Here is a 21,349-nt window from a genome sequence, read left to right on the forward strand (position 1 = left end):
TAAATTCCATTCATAAGATGTTTCAGAAAAAAAGTATCGTAATTTTATTTATTCACACAAAAAGGGATATTATGAGCCGTGTTCAAAAAAAACCGATTCGAAGAAAATTAAAGGACGTTTCTTCCGTTGCCGATGAGGCAAAAGACGCGCAGAATGCGCATATTTCAGAAAATGATTGTGCATGTGAATCCCCTGTTCGGGCTTCTCCCAAATCTCAAATTCCAAGAAAGCCGAGACCGCCTATTGAAAAGTCTTCCGAATCTGTATCGGATTTGGAAAGCAGCTGCCGGCCGGTTCGAGAACGCAGCAGCGAAAGAACGAATGACCGTGGTGGCGAACGTTATGTTGAGAAAAGCAGTGAACGCGGTGGCGAGAGAATGAGCGAAAGAGATGGAGAACGTGGCAATAGATATGATGAACGTAACGGTGGGCGCAGTAATAGCCGGTATGTCGAGCGCGGCACCGGAGAACGCAGCAGCGGAGAACGCAGCAGCGGAGAACGCAGCAGCGGAGAACGCAGCAGCGGAGAAAGAAGCCGATTTGGTGAGCGGAGCAGCGACCGTAACGGAGAACGTGGCGGGGACAAAAATCGGTATGGAGACCGCAACGGCGGCAAATTCGGCGACCGAGACAACCGCGGCAGAAATGACCGGGGCGGACGCGGCGGACGGGATGGCAGAGATGGAAAACCGCGTGAAAAGAAAAAGCGTCCGGAAAAAGTTTTGTTTGAGAACACCCGGCAGTTTACATTCCCAGGAGCCGTTATCGGAACTGTCGAAGAATACGGTCCGAGTTTTGGAGCCATCAGCGATGGCGGCTACATCCGGGCAACAGTGTCCGGTTTTGTCGGCATCAACAATGAAAAGCGATTGATTACGGTCATCCCGACAACCCATACGCCCAATACGATTTCAGACGGCGACATTGTGATTGCATCGGTGACGGACATTCGAGAATCCAGCGCGCGCGTGGAAATCGTGGCGGCGGAAAAGAATTTGGACGGCGAAGTGGTCAACAACGGAACCGCTGAAATTTATGTATCCAACATTCAAGACGGCTTTACAAAAGCGGTTTCCGATGAGTTTGCGGTGATGGACATTGTCCGCGCCAAAGTGATTGACAGTTCCAAAATCGGATTGTCCACCGTCGGAGGCGAATTCGGTGTGGTCAAAGCGTATTGTTCCAAATGCAAGGCATCGTTGGTTCGGGATGAAAACCGCCTGATTTGTGCGGTTTGCGGAAACAAAGAACACAGAAAGCTTGCCGACACTTACGGAAAAGGAATTTCCGGAGCGCCGAAAAAAGTTCTTCAAAAATAATCCGAAAAAAAAAAAAATAGATTCAGCCGAAATAAAAAAGAAAAAATAAGACATTCCGCTGAAATAAAAAAGAAAAATGGATAAAAATCAGATTTAAATGGATAAAAAAGAATAAATAGAGTATCTATGTTTATGTTGAAATCTATTATTTTTCAATTTTATTCAACTTTATTCAATTTGTCTTTATTTCATTTATTTCAATTTTATTCATATTTATTTTATTAAAAAATCAGAGAGATTTTTATGGAAATTACAATTCTGTCCCAGGGAAAAGACGAAATGGAAATTCTCGTCAAAGGGGAAACCCACACATTGATGAATATTATTAAGGCGACGCTTCTTGAAGATGATCGTGTCGAAACCGCTTTTTATGACATGAAACGATTGTCCAACTCTGTTGAGCGTGAGCCGGTTTTGTACATCAAAACAATGCCCGGCGAAAAGCCGCTTGAAATCTTAAAAGACGTTATGGCAACCATCGTGAGCATGTGCGACGAGTTCGCAGACGCATTCACAACCGCACTTTCAAAAAATTAAATCCGTAAAAAACGGATTTGCCATTTTTTTAATGGTTTTATGATTTTTTCATTCTTTTCTTCGTTTCATCTTTTTTTTCATTTTTCTTTCTTCGTTTTTCATCTTTTTTTTCATTTTTTTATTTTTTGCCGGAGCGGCATATGCGCGCACGATATCGTCTTAAATAATTTCAATAAAAATCGACAGTTGGCTTTTTTAAAAATCACTGATTTGTTTGATGATTTTTTCTGTTTTTGGTTTTTCTATTTTTAGTTTTTCTATTTTTGGTTTTTCTATTTTTGGTTTTTCTATTTTTGGTTTTTCTGTTTTTTTGAGATTCATATCTTTAAATTCTGTTTTTTTGAGATTCATATCTTTAAATTCTGTTTTTTTGCTTGCCATTTTCTTATTTTTCGCATCTTCCGTCTCGTGAATCACCTTTTTCATCAGCGTCGAAAACGGATAATCTTTAAAATCATTTTGGGGTACAAAACTTCCACCGGTCTTTTTTTGAAAAACCAAAAAATCGGGATCTTGTTCATTTGTTTTTGTCCGGTAAATGAAAAGACTCAACTGAATGTGCGTAAATGTATGGCGAATCGATTTTTTTGTAAAAATCCAATCGGACTCAAACGGGAAATTAAATGCCGGCGGCATATCTTTGGTTGTTTCTTCCGCCATCCACGGAAATTCCCAAAGCCCGGACAATAATCCTTCATGTCTTTTGCAAATGTAAACGCTGCCGGATTCATTTTCAATCCAAAAGAGAGGACCGGATTTTTGAACTTTTTTGAGCGGGACAATTTTTGGGATTTCCCCGACTAAATTTTTTTGCTTTGCTCCGCAATCCGATTGCAACGGACAGCTTTCACATACCGGATTTTTTGGCGTGCAAACCGTCGCGCCCAAATCCATGATGGCGGACGTGTAATCGGCCGCCCTCCTTTGAGGCATCATCTGCCGGGCACGCTTGGAGATTTCGGGTTTGATTTGGTCAAGTTCTTCCGTCATCGAATAAAGCCTCGAAATGACACGAATCACATTCCCGTCAACAACCGCTTCCGGCTTATCAAACGCAAGCGATGAAATGCTGGCCGCCGTGTAGGGACCAATTCCCGGAAGCTTGAGCAGTTCGGCATAAGTTTTGGGGAATTTCCCGCCAAAATCGGATACCACCCTCTGCGCGCATTCATGAAGCTTTTTCGCGCGCGTGTAATACCCAAGTCCCTGCCACAAAAGAAGAACATCCTCAATATCCGCGTCCGCTAATATTTCAATGGTCGGAAACCGTTCCATGAATTTGTAAAAATATGGAATTACCGTCTGAACCGTCGTCTGCTGAAGCATAATTTCAGAAACCCAGACGACGTACGGATTCGGATGCGCGCCAACAACCCGCCACGGCAAATCCCGTCCATAAACATCGTACCAACTCAGCAACTTGGACGAAATATCCAAAACAGAAGCCGAATCCGAAACGCTTGAAGTTGATATTGATTTTTTTGCCATAATCCATTCGTCTCAAAATTCCAACAAAGGTAAATGAAAGCAATGAAAATAATATGAAAACCTTATGAAATAAAATGAAAGCGAAATGAAAATTTATGAAAACGCCAAGAAAATGAAAAAGGGCGATGACCCGAAACAAGAGTAATATTTCAATATCTCAAATGATTCGGATTGCACACGTTTTCCCGCCGGTCATCCAAAATTTCGGGGGTTTTGTACCGGTTAAATTTGTCAAGCAGGTTTTCCGTCCCGTACTTGAGTTTAAATTCCAACTCTTCCGGATACAACGGGATTGCGGAATACACGTGAATCGTTTTGTCAGAAAGCTCGATTCGGACAAAATTATCAGGAACCGTAATCGAATAAACCAAAAGAGAGCTCTCAAAGGAAACAAAACCGGAAAACGGTGTCCCTCTATTGGAAATCGAGTGCCCCCACGAAACCCACGTATTTTTCAAAAACGGCAGCTGTGCAATCGTTTGAAGAATCCGGACCGGCCAATTGTTTTCATCCCGCTTCAATTCCTCCGGCAGCAGCGGCCAGTATTCCGGAAGAATCATCATCACTTCCGCATACTTGAAATCCTCACAGCCTTTTGGCGCATCCATTTGAAAAATGCTCATGCCGGCGGTCATTAAAATGTGGTACGGACGATCTTTGTTTGCCCAAACCACATAAATCCGGGAGAAATCAGAAGCGGTTTCGCGGATTAAGGAAATGTCTTTTTCGTCGTAAAACTGTTTCAAATGGTCCATAATTGTCCGGTCAATGGCGGATTTGGAAAAATCAAAGTCGGAAAAATCAAAATCCGGGAAATCCGTTTCTGGAGATTTGGATTCCGGCGTTGAGGAGAAGGATGACCTCTGCGTGCTGTTTTTGGCTCTTGCGTTTTCAGCGCCGGATACTTCAGCAACGATTTTTTCGGCAACAGATACTTCAGCCCCGGTTTTTTCAGCAACAATTTTTTCACCAACGGTTTTTTCACCAACGGTTTTTTCACCAACGGTTTTTTCACCAACGGTTTTTTCACCAACGGTTTTTTCACCAACGGTTTTTTCACCAACGGTTTTTTCAGAATCGTTCGCCTTATCGGTTCCGGCCTTCACCTCAATTTTGTCGCTACCGGATTTTCCACTTTTACCGATTTTGTTGTTTTTACCGATTTTGTTGTTTTTACCGATTTTGCCGCTTTTACCGACTTGTTCATTTTTTCCATTCTTATTTGTCATTTTTACAATCCGGACAACGTTTCATAAAACTTATCAAACAATTTCGGGCAAATGCTTTTGAGCGTTTTGGGATCATCTTCATCCCAATTTAACTCGATTTCCAAAATCATAAAATCATCTTCAAATGAATCAATGACTTCATAAAAATCATTTTTACCGGTTGCTTCTTCATAAGCGTCAAGCCCGGCGTAAAGGATTTCCTCGTTATCCGGAAACGTGTCATGTTCCGGGTCACCGAAAAGAGCGCACAACGAATCCGGGTCGGCAATCGCCTGCTCATAGACACTTTTTCCGCGGGAAATTAACCATGCCCGGAAATAATCAAATTCGTCATCGGAACATCCGCCACAAATAATGCAGGCTGCCGCCCACAAATCCGGGTTGTACGATTGCTCCAAAAATTTGTCCAATCGATAATCAAATCCTAAAATTTCCTCAACCGGACGGACACAAAGATCCGCAACCAAATTATCCAATTGGTCTTGCGGGTCATCACATTTTGTTTTTTCAATAATTTCCCAAAATAAGTCCTCCGACATCATATCTTTTCTTGAGACCATTTGATTTCCCCCGATTTTAATTTTAGTTTTTATTAATTGTTAATAGTTTATTAAAGTTTTATTAATAATTTCGTCAACAGGTATCAGATTTAGTTTTGCTAAAATTGTTAGAGATTCGTTTTGCTAAAAATGTTAGAGATTCGTTTTGCTAAAAATGTTAGAGATTCGTTTTGCTAAAATTGTTAGAGATTCATTTTGCCAAATTATCAGATTTAGTTTTATTTTTGGTGATAAATCATATTTTCCATAGCATTTAAGCTTACGTTTTTGAAAACCCTGACAAATAAATAAATTTTCATATCCGTTTGTTATTTTTTAAGTATTCATATTCATTTTTTGTTTTTTTATAATATAGCCGGGATAAAAATTTAATCCAATTCCAAACCCCACGGCAACGTTAAAAAAGGACTTTCCGGGCGTTGCGTCAAAAGCGTGTGATTTTTAAGAACCGCTTCCTGTTCCCGGTAAGAATTATTCCAAATGATGGCGCCGGTCAAATAAGAAACAGACAAATCTTCCCACGATTCAAACTCTTCTTGAAGAATCAATGCCGCCGGCATGATGCTGTCCCAAGCTTCTTCCTCCCGGATAAATCCGGCCGCAAAACCAAGCCGGCAGACATGAATAAAACAACCCAAATCCCATGCCAAAACAGACGGAACCGTTTCCGTTTGAATGATTTTTTCCTGTTTTAAAATGTAAAACGCGGTTTCCATGGATTCCAGATGGGGGATGAGCGTAAATGTGTTTTCCCCGTCTTCATTTTCTTGCGTAAATTTTTCAATTTCCGATTTCCATTCCGGCCACGGCAGATTTAAAACAGATTCCAGGACAAGATCATAATTCAGATGCTGCCCTTCATACCAAAGAGAATCCAGCGTTTGAATCAATTCTTTTCGGGATTCGACTTGCCAAAACATGGACAGATCCGCCCGTGCACGCTCTTCTCCGCCTTTCACTTGAAGGGAATCTAAATAAAAACCGTCCCGCAAAGAAATCGGAGCGGCGCAAGCAAGCGCCCAATATTGGGCTTCCCGAAGGGAAAAATCTTCCGCAAACAAAAATTCGCTTTTCGGATCCTTGTCCGGCAAAACAATCCACGCGTTCATTCTTTTTTCAATTTTTTGGAAGGAAGAAACGTGGCTTTTGCCGGAAAGGATCGTGTCTTCCAACCGGTCCAAATTTTCGGACACATCGCCGGAAGATGCGACAGCCCACTGATTTTTGCCGGAAATGTCTTTGAAAAACACAATTGTCTGCCGGCATCCGAATATTTTTAAAAGAACGGTCACGGGAAGAGAAAAAACCGGAGAATTAAAAAAATGAGCGCTGTCTTCTAAGGACTTCAAACTGCCAACGACCAAGGATTTTAAGAAATCATGGAATTCTTCTTTAGTCATCGACGGACCCACCGCGATATCATCCGTCCAATCTAAAAACAGTTCAGACGCCAAAAACAATGTTTCGCTGTCGGCATTTTGATCCATATACTCTTCAAAAAGTTCATCCGATAAATATTTCCGAGAAATATACCCGCCGTTTTTGACTAAAATGTTCATAAAACCTTCTTCGTAGCAAGCGAAGATTTCAATTTCATTGACCAAAAGGTCCGCATGATCCGTATTTAATTTTAAAAACATTCTCTCAAAAACATCTTTCAGCTTTTGGGAAATCATAGATATGTCAATCATAACTGTTTTTCCGGTTTTATTAAAAATCATGTTTATTTTTGCTTTTTTGATTTTGCTGCCGCTTCGCGTGTTATGGCCCCAAATTTTTTAAAAATGAAACAAAATTAATGGACCAAATTTTTTAAGAATGAAACAAAATTAATGGACCAAATTTTTTAAAAATGAAACAAAATTAATGGACCAAATTTTTTAAAAATGAAACAAAATTAATGGACCAAAATTTTATTCAACTCGTTTTGAATCCGAACATGTTTTTGAAACTTTTTTTGTTTTTAGGCTTTTCCTTCTTCAAAAGCTTTGATTTTTTGGTCGGTGCCGCTTAAAACATTTTTGAAATCCTCGTCATCCAAGAGTGATTTATAATCCACGTCTTCTAACGCCCACTCTTTTGCTTTCGGATTTGCCGTAATAGCCTTTTTCAAATACTTCAAACTTTTTTCCTTTTCGCCGACGACCGCCAAAATGCCGCCGATTCTAAACCACGCGTCCGGAAGGTCGGGAATTAATTTCAGCGTCATACTAAACGCCTCTTTGGCATCTTGGGTTTTTCCAAGTTTCATAAGCAATTGACCTTTATCGTACCAAGCTTCCCGGTTGGACGGATCGATTTGAATGACCGTGTCAAACGATTGAACCGCCGCTTCATACTTTTCCATTTCAACTTCCGTCAACGCTTTGTTGTAAGCCGCACCGAAATTCTTTTTGTCTTTTTTCAGGACAATCTCAAAAGCATTTTGTGCCTCTTCATATCTTTTAAGAGACATAAGAACGACCCCTTTGTTGAAAATTGCGTCAATATTTCCCTCATCCGCGAAAATGGATTTGTTATAGCTCTCCAAAGAATCATCCAAAAGCCCGAGTTCCGCTTGAATCAAACCTTTGTTGTAATAAGCGTCGCTATCTTCCGGATTGATTAAAACCGCTTCATCATAAGCGTCCATCGCTTCATAAAAACGGCTGAGCGAATGAAGCGTCAATCCCTTGTTGTACCAAGCATCTCCGTTTTTCGGCTCTTTTTCAATAACACTTTCATAATACTTCAACGCTTTCTCACGCTCTTCCATTTGGGAAAACATAAACCCCTTGTCTGCTGTTGATTCTCCGCCTTTGTTGGGAATCGATTGTTTAATATCACCATTGGAATGACATGCTTCCGAATGACATGCTTCTTGCTCTTCGTTGTTGGGAGATTTTTCGTTCATCATTTTTTCCTCGACCTCTTCATACATAAATTTCACAAAGATATAAAAAATATAAAAAAATAAAAATTAAAAATTGAAAAATTAAGATTACCGTCTGAAATTTATTTTATCTTCCAATTAAATGTAACCTTTTAATCCTTTTGGGTCATTTCCTTTTTCCATGAATATTAACAAATTATCAACAAGTTATCGACACATTTAAAAATTTGATTTCACTTGTTTTACCGATTATTAATTATTTTTTGTATTTATCGGAATCGTATTTCAAACCCTAAAAATCACAAACAGGAAAGACACTTTATGCTTATTGTCATGTCTCTTGGCGGCTCAATTCTTGCGGGCGACTTAGATGCCTCCCGCTTTAAAAAATATGCGGATGCGCTTTTGGAAATATCCAAAGAACACAAACTTTTAATCGTGACCGGTGGCGGCGTTTACGCGCGCAAATACATTGAAGCCGCCCACGGTGCCGGTGCTGACGAAGCCACTTGCGATTTTATTGGAATTGACGTCACCCGCCTCAACGCGAAAATCCTGATTGCGGCGCTTGGTTCGGCCGCGTACCCGGAAGTTCCGGTCAATTACAATGAAGCGGCAGTTGCGATGCAATTTGGAAAAATTGTCGTAATGGGCGGCGTCCTTCCGGGGCAGACAACGGATGCGGTTTCCGCCGCTCTTTCCGAATATTTAAAAGCGGACCTCCTTCTCATCCCAACATCAGTCGACGGAATTTACACAGCCGACCCAAATGTGGACAAAAATGCCAAAAAGTATTCCACCATGACCGCCGCCGAATTGGTTCAATTGTCCGCCGGAACCTCCCTCAATGCCGGTTCTAAATCCCCCGTCGACCCGATTGCCTGCAAATTAATTGAGCGGGGCAAAATCCGCACCATTGTCCTGGACGGACGAAAAATTGAAGATTTAATCCAAGTCATCCGGCAGGAAGCAAAAAAACCGCAAACCGCATGCTGCGGAACAATTATTATTCCCTAAAAAAATATTTCCGGCGGGAAGCAGCCGATTTTTCCGCCGGATTCTTTTTTTATTTTTCACTTACTGCTTATTATTCGCTCCGCCTGCCATTTATCCCTATTGTTTACATTTTATCATCAGTTGCTTGCGTTTTATTGTTTGCTGCTTGCATTTTATTGTTTGTTGCTTGCGTTTTATTGTTTGCTTCTTGCGTTTTATTGTTTGCTGCTTGCGCTTTTAAGCTATTGCTTGCGGGATGTTACGCCGGCCGATTTTGATTCCATTCTGCCGGCAGGTTTTGGTCCTGTCCGATATGTTTATATTTTCTGAAATGTCCAAAACAAGCAAGAAAAAAGGAAAGAGGAGAAAAAAATATGAAACCGGATTTAAAAACCGTCGCCATTATTTGTTCTTTATCGGATGCGGCCAGCGTCAATATTAAAGACAATCTTTTAAAATGCGTCCCGTGGGAGGAGAAAAAACGGCCTCCGATTGAAAAAATGACAGCCGCCCTTTTTCGTTTTCCACCATCGGTTCCGACCCTTGAGTCCATGCCATCAGCATCCGATTTTTTGGGAACAAATGAGATGACCGGCATTTACGAATTCAAAACAAGTGACATTCTTTTCCACCTGATTCTTCTGGACGGAAAGCATATCTTTCAAGACCGTCTGGATTGCCGCCTTTCTTTTTTAGATCTTCCGGCGGACTTGATTATTTTTGCGTCCAAGCATCGGAGCAAAAGCGAAACAAAAGCACTCACCGTCCATCCGACCGGAAATCCGGAAAAAAGCGCGCTTGGAGGCGAACCCTATTCTTTATCCGTTCCGGCACCGCTGGATATGAAAAAGATACTTTGGACAATGAATGTGTTGAATCAAAAAATGGGACTCGGCTTTGATGTCACCTTGGAAGTCACGCATCACGGACCGACCGAATTGTCGGTCCCATCTCTTTTTGCCGAAATCGGAAGTACAGAAAATGAATGGGGAATTCCGCTGGCCGGAGAAATTGTCGCAAAATCCATTCTGTCTCTATCGGTGGATTTTTCAGAAAAACAAGCCGAATCCAAATACGAATCGGAATCCAAATGCGAATTGGAATCCAAATGCGAATTGGAATCCGAACATGAATCAGAGCCCTCAAATTTAATTCCGGCAGAACTTCTTTTATCGGACCCGGTATTTGCGGTGGGATTTGGAGGCGGACATTATGCGCAGCGGCAGACCAAAAGCCTGTTTCGGACAAGACTGGCATTCGGTCACATTTTTCCGAAATATCAACTTGAATCTTTGCCGGAATCCGTTTTAAAAGACGCGTTTTTAAAAACAAAAACCCGGCTTGCTTTTTTTGACAAAAAATCGATAAAAGGAGAAGACCGAAAACGGCTGACGGAAATGATTGAAGCGCTGGGCTTTCAAATATTGAATGATAAAGATGCGGTTTTAGAGTACGGTTTTAAAGATTTTTCAGCGGGAGACGACGATTAAAAAATTAATGCCGACCATAAAAATCAGGTCTGTCCGAAAAAGAAAAACTATTTATAAAATTCCGAATTTTTATAAATAGAGTATTATTTATAATTTATAGATATATATTGGAATTCACAGGATAATTTGTAATTTTATAATTTTATAATTTGTAATTTTGCAATTTTGTAATTTTGTAATTTTGCAATTTTGTAATTTTTGATAACCTGTAAAAACCAAAGACAATTAAATTGGAGGACTTGATTTGACAATCAGAAAATCAACCGTTTCCGGCCTTTTTTATGAAGCAACTCCAGACGGTCTTTCAAAAACCGTGGATGCCGCCCTTTTGAAAGCTAAAAAAGAAGTGACTCCGTCCGATAAAACTTTTGGCGCAATCAGTCCGCATGCCGGATATATTTTTTCAGGAAATGTATCCGCGCTTGCCCTTGAATCCTTGTAGGATGCCGACACCTACATTATTTTGGGACCCAATCACACGGGACTTGGCCACCCGCTCTCCCTGTCCACCATTTCCTGGCAAACTCCTCTTGGGACGATTGAGGCAGATACGTTTTTGGCGTCCTATTTTGAGGGAACCGATGTTGTCGTCGACGAAGCCGCTCACACGCATGAGCATTCCATTGAAGTGATTTTGCCGTTTTTGCAGCGGAAATTGAAAGGACGCAAATTCAAAATCCTGCCGATTTGTATGGGTGATCAGAGCTCGGATGCGGCCGAACTTGTGGCATCGATTATTACCAATATTCTCATCAAAGATGTGACGGTTCAAAAGAAAGGATATTCCGAAAAATTAAGAATTGCCGTCATCGCGTCCAGTGATTTTTCCCACTATGTTTCACCCCAAGCCGCCCAAGAAACTGACCGTAAAGTCATCCGAAAAATAGAGGAGCTGGATGTCGATGGTTTTTACGAAACAATCGAAAAAGAGAACGCAAGCCTTTGCGGATATGGTCCGATTGCCGCTTTGATGATGATTTCAAAAAATGTATCCGCCAGCCCGAAATTTTTAAAATATATGACCAGTGACGCGGAAACAGAATCACGAACAAATGTGGTTGGATATGCCGCATTCAATTTTACATTGAATGATAAAAACAACTGCAAATGTGATTAAAAGCAGTTGTTAACAAAATATGAAATTCAAATTATGAGATTCAAATTATGAAATTCAAATTATGAGATTCAAATTATGAGATTCAAATTATGAGATTCAAATTATGAAATTCAATTATGAGATTCAATAAAAACGAATCTAAATTATGAAATAAAAATTATGAAATTCAATAAAAACGAATCAAGTAAATGTGAAATAGAACATTGGTTTAAAAACGAATCTGAAAAAAGCCGCTAAAAAATAAAGACAACCGCCGGAAACGGCGGTTGTTAATTTCTACTTACTTTTTATTTTTCTCTATTTTTTATTTTTCGCTATTTTTTATTTTTCTCTATTTTTTATTTTTCGCTATTTTTTATTTTTCTCTATTTTTTATTTTTCGCTATTTTTTATTTTTCGCTATTTTTTATTTTTCGCTATTTTTTATTTTTCGCTATTTTTTATTTTTCGCTATTTTTTATTTTTCGCTATTTTTATTTTTCGCTATTTTTTCGTGGTTTTAAAGCATGTTTGAGCTACTTGAATGATGTTTAAGATTACTGTTTTCGTCTCATGAACATGAGTCCGGCAAGGCCGACACATGCAACAATTCCCAAAAATCCGATTCCCGGCGCTTCTTTTTCATCCGCAGCTTCGGCACTTACCGGAAGAACGAAAACGGATTGGAAGTTGTCGCGGTCTTCGCCTTCTTCTTGGTTGACGGCAACGATTGCCCAGGCTTCTCCCATGTCAAATGTGAAGGCGTGAGTCATGTTGGCATCGACGTGAGCGGCAATTTCCGTGCCGGTTGTTCCGGCCGCAACCTTGGAGGGTTGCGCATAAGCTTCCGCGAAAATCGGGAACGGAGACTTCACCGGGACCGGATCTTCTTTTTCATTTAAGAACCAGTTCAAATCGCCGACGACCTTAAAGGCGAGAGAATCATTCACCGAAATGTCTTTGGGGCTGGCCGTCGGAACGACCATCACATTTGCGCCGGCGGTTTGTCCGTATTTTTCAAGGTTGTCCCATCCGGTTGTCTTGTTTCCGACAAACAGCGGAGAGAAAGAAAATCTTTCACGGGTCAACGTTCCGTTTTCATCATAGCCGCGCTGGGCACCCATCACATAATAAACACCTTCTTGGTCCAAAGTGACATTTCCCATGTACCAGTTGGCGGTCATCGTGGTGTTGTTGCCGACGTCGTAGGAAACATTTCCGGCGGAGCGGACAGCATCCACGGAAGTGATGGTGCCGTCGGGCGCAATGAGTGTCATGTTGATTTTAAAATTGGGACCGATTTCGGCAAATCCGGCTTCGGGGCTATGGATGATGTAGAGGTAAAGATTGGTGGAATCGCCGGCATTAAAATAAAAGTTGCCTGCGGTGACATTGATAGAATCCGGCTGATTGTCGGCCGGAAAAATGATTACGTTGTGAGCGGATGCAGGACCGGTCAAGGCCAATAAGAATGCCAAGACAAGAAAAATCGGAATTATTTTTTGGATTTGAATCATAATTTCACCTGAAGAATAATTTATTTGTTAATTTTTCGTATCCCATGTTTTTGCATAAATGATACGAATTTTTAAAAATAAATTTGAAATAGAGAGATTCAAAAAACTGAAAAAGCAATAGATATTGAATCGTTTTTAATTTTTCATCGTTTTTGTTATCTTAAAGCGAATTATTAAGATAAATAGATACAAAATAGATTAAATTTTAACAGATATTTTTAAATTTAACATATTTCGTATTACTTTCCATTCATAATTTATTATTCTTATATATATTTGACGACTATTAAAAAATAATTCGAATAGATTAATAAAAAGGATTAAATAAAATTATGATAAATAGAGAAAAAACAAAATTGAACGAATGCCGCATGTTGTCAAAATGAGCAACAAGTAACGACATATGATAGACACGATTTGACGATAATTTACGTCAATTTACATAAATTTACATCAATTTACGTAATTTACAACAATTTACATCAATTTACATCAATTTACATCAATTTACAACACAATGTAGGTGAAAAAAATGTCAGAAGAATGCAATTGCGGTTGTGTTTCCCTTCCGCTGATTGGAGACGACGCGCCGGCCTTTCAAGCCGAAACCACAAACGGTCCCTTAAATTTTCCGAAAGATTACAAAGGAAAGTGGGTCATTTTATTCAGCCATCCGGCGGACTTCACACCGGTTTGTACGACCGAGTTCATCACGTTTGCCAACATGGCAGACGATTTCGCAAAAATTAATGTGGAACTCATCGGGCTTTCCATTGACAGTATTACGTCCCACATCGCATGGCTCAAAGAAATCAAGGACCGGATTGAGTACAAAGGCTCAAAAGGCGTTGTTGTGAAATTTCCGGTAATTGCCGATATTAAAATGGATGTCGCCAAGAAATACGGCATGATCCAGCCCGGTGTTTCCGACACCAAGGCGGTTCGTGCGGTTTTTATCATCGACCCGGATGCCAAAATCAAAGCGATTTTGTATTATCCGATGTCGGCCGGTCGCAACATGGAAGAAATCAAGCGCTTGGTACAAGCGCTTCAGGTGAACTACAAAGATAAAGTGTCCACGCCCGCCAACTGGCAGCCCGGAGACGATGTGGTCATGGGCGCCCCGCAAACCTTTAAGGAAGCGCAGGAGCGCGATTCTTGGACGTCGGACGAGACAAAATGTTGCGCGTCTTGGTTCTTGGTGACGAAACGGTGCGGAAAATAAACAAAAACTGAAGTTTGATTTAGAAATCAAAATTCGCCGACGAATTGTTCATCGGAAAAGAAATCTTTTCCGATTCTTTTTTTATTTTCCATTTGTTCTCTTTTATTTTTCATTTGTTCTCTTTTTTATTTCTTTCTCTTCTTTTTTCAATTTCGATTGATTTTAATCGGCTCTTTTTGATTTGGATTCGATTTTATCCACGATTTTATCTAAATAAAAGCTGCAGCCAATACAAATCAGCCCGTAAACAAGACCAAAGAGCGCCATTCCCCAAACATACAGAAAGGCTGTGACCGGATCTGTAATGGTTGATGCCAATGACGGAACACCGTTCCACCAGCGGTAAGTTATGAAAAAGAAGAACAAAAGGAATGGAACGAAAATGATGATGAATCTCAAAAGTTGGTGCTTTTGTTTCGGTTCTTTTTTTCCGGCGAAGAACTCGGTCGCCGACCCAAATCCGAGGGCAAACGGTAAAAATGAAATACCGGAAAGCTCTGTCGGATTTAAGTACGCGTAAATACTAAAAGCGCAGATCAGCAAAATAAAAATCATGCCAAAAATACGCATGAGTGTTGTTTCTGTTTTTTTATCCATGAGATATTCCTCCAAAAAGCAAAAAGTTGTGGCAATTTATTTCGGAGATGACGTGAGTTAAATATTTCTTGATGGTATTTCTTGATGGTATTTCTTGATGGTATTTCTTGATGGTATTTCTTGATGGTATTTCATGTTATCTGATGTTAGTTCATGTTATCCGATGTTAATTTTATTATATTTTAATTTTTGTGTTTCTCATTTTTATTTGAATTCTGAAGGCTCGCTTTTATTTGAATTCTGAAGGTGCACTTTTGTATATTATTTTTCAAAAAAATCACTCAAATATCCACACCGTAAATCCGGCTCGGATTTTCCTGATGGATTTTCCAAAAAGGCTCTTCACCATAGATTTCAATGAGTTTTTTTGTTTTCTTCGGAACCGTTTTCGGGCCGAGAACAAAACCCGGACGGTTCGGATCGTCTACATAATCGGTTTCCATTAAGAACCGAGTGCCTTGTTCCAACGCCTTTTCAATAAAATCCTTGCCCGACGTCACGCTCGGGAAAATCCCGACTTTTTTTGCATCGGATACGAGCGGTGTTGCATGATGGTTGACAATTTTTTCCAGATTTAAGCCGACCGACTTTGCAAGCGACGCGATGTCGGACAGGCTTTCATGTGTCATGTCTTCGACATGAAGCTGAATCGCGCATTTGAGGTCTTTTGCGAGCTCAAACGCGTGACACATGACTTGGTTGGAGGCTTCCCAAATTTCGGGCGTCACCGGATAATGCGGGCGCCCGCTTTTAATCGCGACGGCTTTTCCTTCCAGCACATATTGGGCCGCCAAATCAAATCCGCCGCACATGACATCCACCGCTTTTTGGATGCCGACTTCTTCGGACAAATGCATGATTTCCACGGGATGAATCCCAAGAACCGGAAAAGCGGTGACATTGGCTTCTTTAATTTTGTCCGCCGTTCGAATGGTTTCTTCAAAAACAGAGAAATAGTCATGCTTATCTTTCACATGCACGCCCAAATACCAACTGGGAAGCGTGACCAAAAACATATGCGTTCCGCCGGCATTTTTAAATTCGGAAACAGCCGAAAGGCCGCGGCCGCGAACCAGATCGATATGAATGTGGTTGTCCGTAATCGGAAGAGTGGAGATAGGCATAATTATTTTCCAAAGAAGTGTTTTCCAAAGAAGTGTTTTCCAAAGAAGTGTTTTCCAAAGAAGTGTTTTTAAACATAAGTACTTTTAAACATAAGCAAAGGATTGCGGGGCTGAATTTAATCCAAAATCCTTCAATTCTTTCGGCTTTTTATATTTGCTGATTTTTCCCAACCGGTAAGCCACCGCCATCTACCGGTTCAAATAATACCGGTCATAATTTTTTTTTGAAATTCCGGCTTGGGAAGAAGTTAATTCCCAAACATGGCCCGGATTATCAACAATAACTTCCAAAACTTCGGCTTCTCCAACAACTTTCATGACGGGAGATGTTGCATAGATTATGATTTTGCTGACGTTTTCCCGACAGCGCACCTTTCGAAACTCAAATTGCTTCCGTCCGTTCATGATATTTTCCACATGTTCCGGATGAATCGATAATAACATCTTGCACACAAACATCACCCATTTCTAATATTTTGATAAATTCCGCCGGAGAATATTGTATTTGATAGGGATAGCCCTCAAACAAACCCGCCTCTTTTAAACGAATGTAATTAACATTGTGGCCTTTTCCAAAATAACCATTATACAGAATTTCAATGAGTATCAGATTTTTCTTCTCATGATACAATTTTCTTAAACCTTCTTCTTTAAAAATTGTTTTGTTACCAGCTAATTTGATAAAACCTTCTAAACTCATAACGGTTTTGCCGGATTTTTTAACCAAAGTCAAATTTGCAATCGTACAAAATGAAGTTGCTGCGGACTTAAAACTTGGACGATCTTTTCCGGTATATTTTCGATAAATAATCACCGGTTCCCCGATGTTGTAATGAAGAGAGGATATGGGAGATGCAATAAATACCTTCAAAACCCCGTTTCCCGCCGTTTCTTCCTCAATTTCAGTTTTATTTCCCTTAAGTTCAGAATAGGGAAATAAACTGTCATGAAATCCATCTTCAATTGGAATCATGCCCGCTTTTTCAAATTTCGGACAAATAAATGGAAATGATTTAAACGGATCAGAATAATCTATCTGTTTTTTGCTCCTTAAATATACTTGTTCTCCACGAAGATTTTGTCCTGCAAGTTTGAACCCAAATCGTTCAAATAAATGAATCAATTCCTGATGTTTTTCAAATATTGTAACATAAATTTCATCGGCTTCCGATGCTTGCCACTTCCACAGTGAGACCCCGAGAGCTCCTTCTCCTAATCGTTGTTTTCGGATTTTTTCTGCCAATCGAAAAGTTCCAATCTTAATTCGTGGAATGGGAGGTAATGTCTTGTCTGTTAATCTTATCTCTTCTTTTTCATTTTTAAGATAAACAAATGATTCGATTCCACCACGGTCCTAAAAAACCAAAGCATTTTCTTCCAAATTTCTTTTTTTCAAAAACCAATCAGAAAACTCTTCATAATCCTCTTTCAAAGGAGTAAAAAAATCATCATTGAGGTCAACTTCTGAGAATTTACACCATTTAAATTTTTCCGGCATGATTTCACCTAATTTCTGTTATCCCAATATAAAATGGGAACAGTTAAAATATTATAAATATTTGCCGATTTTATTTTGATTATTAATGCAAATTCTTGGTTTTTCGTTTCTCGGATTTCTATCGCAAACATTTAAATGAAAAAGTGTTAAAAGCCATGCATCAAATTTTTATTCTTTCAATTCTTTAATTTACTAAATATTATAATATTTAAAATTTATAATAATCTGAAGGTGAAATTTTTGAAAATTATAAAAACAATCGGCCGAATCACCCTCGTTCTGGAAAAAAAATGCGTCGGAGAGGACACTTTTATTTTGCTCACCGGCGGCGAGGAACACATCGGCGCGGTCGCCTTGGGTCATTATGATAAAGAAACGGATATCGCGAATTCATCCGTCATCAGTGTCGCCGGACACCGAGAAGAACAAATCGCCTTGGAAGGCGCCCGCCTCATCAGCAAGGAAACAAAAAAGACAACCTTGTTTACGGCCGGCATCCACCTCAAAAACATCACGCTGGAGGAGATTTCAGAAATTGAGAAAGCCTGCTCGGCCATGATTGGAGAGTGTGCCAAATACATCCGGGATGAAACAAAACTCAACCCAAAAATGGCATAATGTTGCGAAAACATGACGTTTGTGGAAAAACAAAGAAGGGAAAAGATCGGAAATGACCGTAGAAATCGTTATCGGAATCAGTGGCGCCTCAGGTGCCGGATATGGAATTCGTTTGCTTGAAATTCTCAACCGGATGAACAAACAGGCGAAAATGAATGCAACCCCGGCGGAAAAAATAAAAATTCACCTGGTGATGACGAAATCCGCGGAAGACATTATCCGGATTGAGACTGACAAAACGCCGGAAGATATCAAAAAATTGGCGGATTTTGTGTATGATGAAAAAGATTTTACCGCTCCGATCGCCAGCGGTTCTTACCGGGTTTTGGGCATGATTATTGCGCCGTGCAGCATGAAAACGCTCGGGCAAATCGCAAACGGCATTTCCGACAATTTACTTGCGCGCGCTGCCGATGTTTGCTTAAAAGATGAGCGAAAACTGATTTTAATGACGCGGGAGACTCCCCTTAATTTAATTCATTTGGAAAACATGGTGACCGCCAAAAAAGCCGGTGCCACCATTTTGCCGGCCTCCCCCGGATTTTACAGCCGCCCGCAAACGATAGATGATTTGTATGACATCATGACCGGACGGGCGCTGGATTTAATCGGAATTGAAAATGACGTCTACAAAAGATGGAAACACCAACCATAACTAAGAAGCATAAACGGCAACCATAAACCACAACGATTAAACAGCCAAACCTTAAAAAAATCACAACTCAAGCGTAAAGCAATTATTCCATCCTTTTTTGAAAAAAGACCAATTCGAAATCTTTATAATGGATAATGTGTTTTTATGTCCACTTGATTTGGGATTTACCATAAAAAACGAAGGGCAAAGAATCCATAATTCATAATCTATTATAAATATCATATCGGGGTAGTAGGGTAGCTTGGTCCATCCTTGAACGTTTGGGACGTTTAGACCGCGGTTCAAATCCGCGCTACCCCATCCATATATTATAAATACAATCATTTGCTTTTCGTTCTGAATTAAATTTTCAATTCATTCGCATCGTGGGATAGTAGGGTAGCCTGATCCATCCTCGGACGTTCGGGACGTTCGGACCGCGGTTTAAATCCGCGCTATCCCACCATAATTTTTTCAATCTTTTTAAATCTATTCAATCCTTCTCTGTATCATTTCTTTTTTCTTTTGTGATTTTTTGCGTGCGGCATCGTGTGCGCGTTACGGCGTCAAATTTTTAAAAAAAGGTTTTTCAAAAATCAGCGAGCCGTTTTTTTAGAAAAATATAAAAATCCGAACTTGACCTTTCAGGAATTATTATTTTTTATTTATGGATTTTTGTGAAGCGTAGGAATTTTTTTAAAACAACATTTATATCCAATGATTAAATTTGTACATAATAGATTTAAAAAATACATTATAAATGGAATGAATATATTAAATTTATTAAAATCAAAAACGACTAAATCCAAAAAATCAATCGGGAATAAAATGCTCAACATTACGACTTTTTTAGATGCCAATGCTTATCGCCTTTCCAAGCCGGTTTTTCATTGTCCGGAAAGAAATTTGTTTTACACATCATCTGAAATTCTGTCAATCGCGTCCGGAATCGGGCAAGATTTGCTCGGCATGGGCGTTCAAAAAGGTGACCGGATTTTGATTTATTTGAATAATTCTCCGGAATACTTATGCTCTTATTTCGCAATTTGGAGAATCGGCGCAATCGCCGTTCCGGCAAACCGGGTATATACAAAATTCGAACTGGCCTACATGATTGAAAATTCCGGCGCAACCGTGATTATTACAGATTTGGATGGCGCCGAATTTTTAAAACCGATGTTAGAAGGGCATGACATCGATATCGATATTTGTTTTTCCGGAAAAGTCGAAATTTATATTTCGTCCGAAATTGAAAATTTAAAAAACGGACCGGTTCTTCCGCCCGCTTTTGTGACAAGTGATGATTTGTGCCAAATCCAATACACCTCCGGAACGACCGGAAAACAAAAAGGGGCGATGCTGACGCACGGAAACTGGATGGCTGCGATTTCCAATGAATGCGATGTGATGGGCTACACGGAGTCCGACATCTATTTAGGAATTTATCCGATGGGACATGTCGGCATCAGCTGGGGAATTTCCGCACTGCGGGCCGGTGCGCTTTATATTATGATGGAACGTTACGAATTGGAAAAATATTTGCATCTCATAAAAACCCATCGTGTGACGGTTCTCTCCGGGATGCCCCCCGTCATTCATTCTTTGGACAGCTGCCCGCCGGGAACGGAAAATAAAATCCGAACCGTCCGGGAAATTATTTCCGGCGGCGGTCCACTGCACCATGAAATATGGAAGCGGTTTTACCTCCGGTACAATATTCCAATTGTCAACGCATACGGACTTTCGGAAACGATTGTCATCGGGACAGGAACAGCTATTCGTCCGCCAGACTACGCTTTTGCGGATAAATTTCAAAGTGTCGGGCATCCGGTTTGTTTTTCCGAAGTGAAAATTGTCGATGAAAATGATTCTGCGGTCACGTTGTCTCAAGGACAAATCGGAGAAATCGCACTTCGCGGACCTGCCGTCGCCAAGGGTTATTTTGGATATCCGGAAGAGACGAAGCGGGCATTTTTGGAGGACGGCTGGTTTTTGACCGGTGATGTCGGTTATTTGGACAAAGATTTCCGGCTGTGCCTGACCGACCGCAAAAAAGATATGATTGTCATGTCCGGCTGGAAGATTTATCCGACCGAAGTGGAAGAAACCCTCTACCGTTGCCCGATTGTCCAAGAAATCGCGGTCTTTGGCATGTCTCATCCGCACCGCGGAGAAGTGCCGGCTGCCGTTGTGATTTGGAAAGACGCCTGCAAAAATCCGCAGGATGAAGAAGAAAAAACCAAAATCCTTCTGGATTTTTCAAAAGAGCATTTGGCCGGCTATAAAATTCCCCGAAAAATCATTACGGTTTCGGATTTGCCACGTGCCGGCGGCTGGAAATTGCTTCGCCGGGAATTGCGTGAAAAATACAACTAAAAATTCGCTCCCTTTCGGTCGCGAATTTTTAAAAAGGCGGGGGGAACAACATGTTGCTATAACATACGGCAATACTAAGTTGTAAAATTAAAAAACCGTGTACCCGATTGCTAAATATAAAAAACCGCCTTTCCTTTTTGTTTAACTTTTTTAAAAACGTGTTGCCATAACGC

The 21,349-nt window shown here is 40.4% G+C and carries 20 protein-coding genes, 2 tRNA genes and 1 pseudogene; 12 read left to right on the forward strand and 11 right to left on the reverse strand.

Translation table 11 applies throughout. From position 1 onward, the window contains the following. Positions 1–71: 71 nt before the first annotated feature. Both MsAm2_RS06415 and MsAm2_RS06420 read left to right on the forward strand, forming a co-directional pair. Positions 72–1,319: an exosome complex RNA-binding protein Csl4 gene (locus MsAm2_RS06415; protein WP_338097432.1), complete on the forward strand. Its 1,248-nt coding sequence runs from the start codon at positions 72–74 to the stop codon at positions 1,317–1,319. Positions 1,320–1,562: 243 nt separating this feature from the next. Continuing rightward, the gene (locus MsAm2_RS06420) at positions 1,563–1,856 is read left to right on the forward strand and encodes a DNA-directed RNA polymerase subunit L (protein WP_338097433.1); all 294 of its coding nucleotides are present in this window, start codon (positions 1,563–1,565) and stop codon (positions 1,854–1,856) included. Positions 1,857–2,051: 195 nt separating this feature from the next. On the opposite strand, the gene mutY is transcribed toward MsAm2_RS06420, so the two are convergent. The 5 genes from mutY to MsAm2_RS06445 all read right to left on the reverse strand — a co-directional run bounded on the left by mutY (position 2,052) and on the right by MsAm2_RS06445 (position 8,029). Further along, on the reverse strand, positions 2,052–3,344 hold the full coding sequence (mutY, locus tag MsAm2_RS06425) for an A/G-specific adenine glycosylase (protein WP_338097434.1): 1,293 nt from the start codon (positions 3,342–3,344) through the stop codon (positions 2,052–2,054). A gap of 149 nt (positions 3,345–3,493) precedes the next feature. Further along, positions 3,494–4,573: a suppressor of fused domain protein gene (locus MsAm2_RS06430; RefSeq protein ID WP_338097435.1), complete on the reverse strand. Its 1,080-nt coding sequence runs from the start codon at positions 4,571–4,573 to the stop codon at positions 3,494–3,496. A gap of 2 nt (positions 4,574–4,575) precedes the next feature. Then, entirely contained in the window at positions 4,576–5,133 is a 558-nt protein-coding gene (locus MsAm2_RS06435; protein WP_338097436.1) for a DUF4240 domain-containing protein, read from the reverse strand. A gap of 368 nt (positions 5,134–5,501) precedes the next feature. Next, a complete protein-coding gene (locus tag MsAm2_RS06440) occupies positions 5,502–6,824 on the reverse strand; it encodes a DUF1266 domain-containing protein (protein ID WP_338097437.1) in 1,323 nt (440 codons plus the stop codon). A gap of 272 nt (positions 6,825–7,096) precedes the next feature. Next, positions 7,097–8,029, reverse strand: coding sequence for a tetratricopeptide repeat protein (locus MsAm2_RS06445; RefSeq protein ID WP_338097438.1), 933 nt, complete (start codon positions 8,027–8,029; stop codon positions 7,097–7,099). Positions 8,030–8,326: 297 nt separating this feature from the next. Here MsAm2_RS06445 and pyrH point away from each other — a divergent pair, with 297 nt between their 5' ends. The 4 genes and pseudogenes from pyrH to amrB all read left to right on the forward strand — a co-directional run bounded on the left by pyrH (position 8,327) and on the right by amrB (position 11,608). Further along, on the forward strand, positions 8,327–9,022 hold the full coding sequence (pyrH, locus tag MsAm2_RS06450; RefSeq protein WP_338097439.1) for a UMP kinase: 696 nt from the start codon (positions 8,327–8,329) through the stop codon (positions 9,020–9,022). Positions 9,023–9,160: 138 nt separating this feature from the next. After that, on the forward strand, positions 9,161–9,331 hold the full coding sequence (locus MsAm2_RS06455) for a hypothetical protein (RefSeq protein ID WP_338097440.1): 171 nt from the start codon (positions 9,161–9,163) through the stop codon (positions 9,329–9,331). A 44-nt stretch (positions 9,332–9,375) separates the two neighbouring features. Further along, the gene (locus MsAm2_RS06460) at positions 9,376–10,491 is read left to right on the forward strand and encodes a D-aminoacyl-tRNA deacylase (RefSeq protein WP_338097441.1); all 1,116 of its coding nucleotides are present in this window, start codon (positions 9,376–9,378) and stop codon (positions 10,489–10,491) included. Positions 10,492–10,735: 244 nt separating this feature from the next. Then, positions 10,736–11,608: pseudogene (amrB, locus tag MsAm2_RS06465) on the forward strand (AmmeMemoRadiSam system protein B). A 536-nt stretch (positions 11,609–12,144) separates the two neighbouring features. Here amrB and MsAm2_RS06470 read toward each other — a convergent pair. Continuing rightward, the gene (locus MsAm2_RS06470) at positions 12,145–13,104 is read right to left on the reverse strand and encodes a hypothetical protein (protein ID WP_338097442.1); all 960 of its coding nucleotides are present in this window, start codon (positions 13,102–13,104) and stop codon (positions 12,145–12,147) included. Positions 13,105–13,636: 532 nt separating this feature from the next. On the opposite strand from MsAm2_RS06470, the gene MsAm2_RS06475 reads away from it, so the two are divergent. Then, positions 13,637–14,329, forward strand: a complete 693-nt coding sequence (locus MsAm2_RS06475; protein WP_338097443.1) for a peroxiredoxin — start codon at positions 13,637–13,639, stop codon at positions 14,327–14,329. A gap of 162 nt (positions 14,330–14,491) precedes the next feature. Here the strand turns inward: MsAm2_RS06475 and MsAm2_RS06480 are convergent, their stop codons facing one another. From MsAm2_RS06480 to MsAm2_RS06500, 5 genes are all read right to left on the reverse strand, one after another. Continuing rightward, positions 14,492–14,926, reverse strand: a complete 435-nt coding sequence (locus tag MsAm2_RS06480; RefSeq protein ID WP_338097444.1) for a hypothetical protein — start codon at positions 14,924–14,926, stop codon at positions 14,492–14,494. Positions 14,927–15,207: 281 nt separating this feature from the next. Continuing rightward, positions 15,208–16,050 (reverse strand): TatD family hydrolase, encoded by an 843-nt coding sequence (locus MsAm2_RS06485; protein ID WP_338097445.1) that lies wholly within the window; start codon positions 16,048–16,050, stop codon positions 15,208–15,210. Between the two features lie 189 nt (positions 16,051–16,239). Continuing rightward, a complete protein-coding gene (locus MsAm2_RS06490; RefSeq protein WP_338097446.1) occupies positions 16,240–16,455 on the reverse strand; it encodes a hypothetical protein in 216 nt (71 codons plus the stop codon). Beyond that, the gene (locus MsAm2_RS06495) at positions 16,433–17,293 is read right to left on the reverse strand and encodes a hypothetical protein (protein ID WP_338097447.1); all 861 of its coding nucleotides are present in this window, start codon (positions 17,291–17,293) and stop codon (positions 16,433–16,435) included. The genes MsAm2_RS06490 and MsAm2_RS06495 overlap by 23 nt, the downstream gene beginning before the upstream one ends. Positions 17,294–17,404: 111 nt before the next feature. Next, positions 17,405–17,548 carry a hypothetical protein gene (locus tag MsAm2_RS06500; protein ID WP_338097448.1) on the reverse strand — a complete coding sequence of 48 codons (144 nt, stop codon included), beginning with the start codon at positions 17,546–17,548 and terminating at the stop codon, positions 17,405–17,407. Between the two features lie 231 nt (positions 17,549–17,779). Between MsAm2_RS06500 and lpdD the strand changes: the two genes are divergently transcribed. From lpdD to MsAm2_RS06525, 5 genes are all read left to right on the forward strand, one after another. Further along, positions 17,780–18,166, forward strand: a complete 387-nt coding sequence (gene lpdD, locus MsAm2_RS06505; RefSeq protein WP_338097449.1) for a prenylated flavin chaperone LpdD — start codon at positions 17,780–17,782, stop codon at positions 18,164–18,166. Positions 18,167–18,218: 52 nt separating this feature from the next. Further along, positions 18,219–18,821: a UbiX family flavin prenyltransferase gene (locus tag MsAm2_RS06510; RefSeq protein ID WP_338097450.1), complete on the forward strand. Its 603-nt coding sequence runs from the start codon at positions 18,219–18,221 to the stop codon at positions 18,819–18,821. 225 nt (positions 18,822–19,046) lie between these two features. Continuing rightward, a tRNA-Pro gene (locus tag MsAm2_RS06515) sits at positions 19,047–19,121 on the forward strand. 67 nt (positions 19,122–19,188) lie between these two features. After that, positions 19,189–19,266 (forward strand) — tRNA-Pro (locus MsAm2_RS06520). Positions 19,267–19,628: 362 nt separating this feature from the next. After that, a complete protein-coding gene (locus tag MsAm2_RS06525) occupies positions 19,629–21,176 on the forward strand; it encodes a class I adenylate-forming enzyme family protein (RefSeq protein ID WP_338097451.1) in 1,548 nt (515 codons plus the stop codon). Positions 21,177–21,349 lie beyond the last annotated feature (173 nt).

This window comes from Methanolapillus ohkumae, from assembly GCF_032594355.1.
Classification (GTDB): Archaea; Halobacteriota; Methanosarcinia; order Methanosarcinales; family Methanosarcinaceae; genus Methanolapillus; species Methanolapillus ohkumae.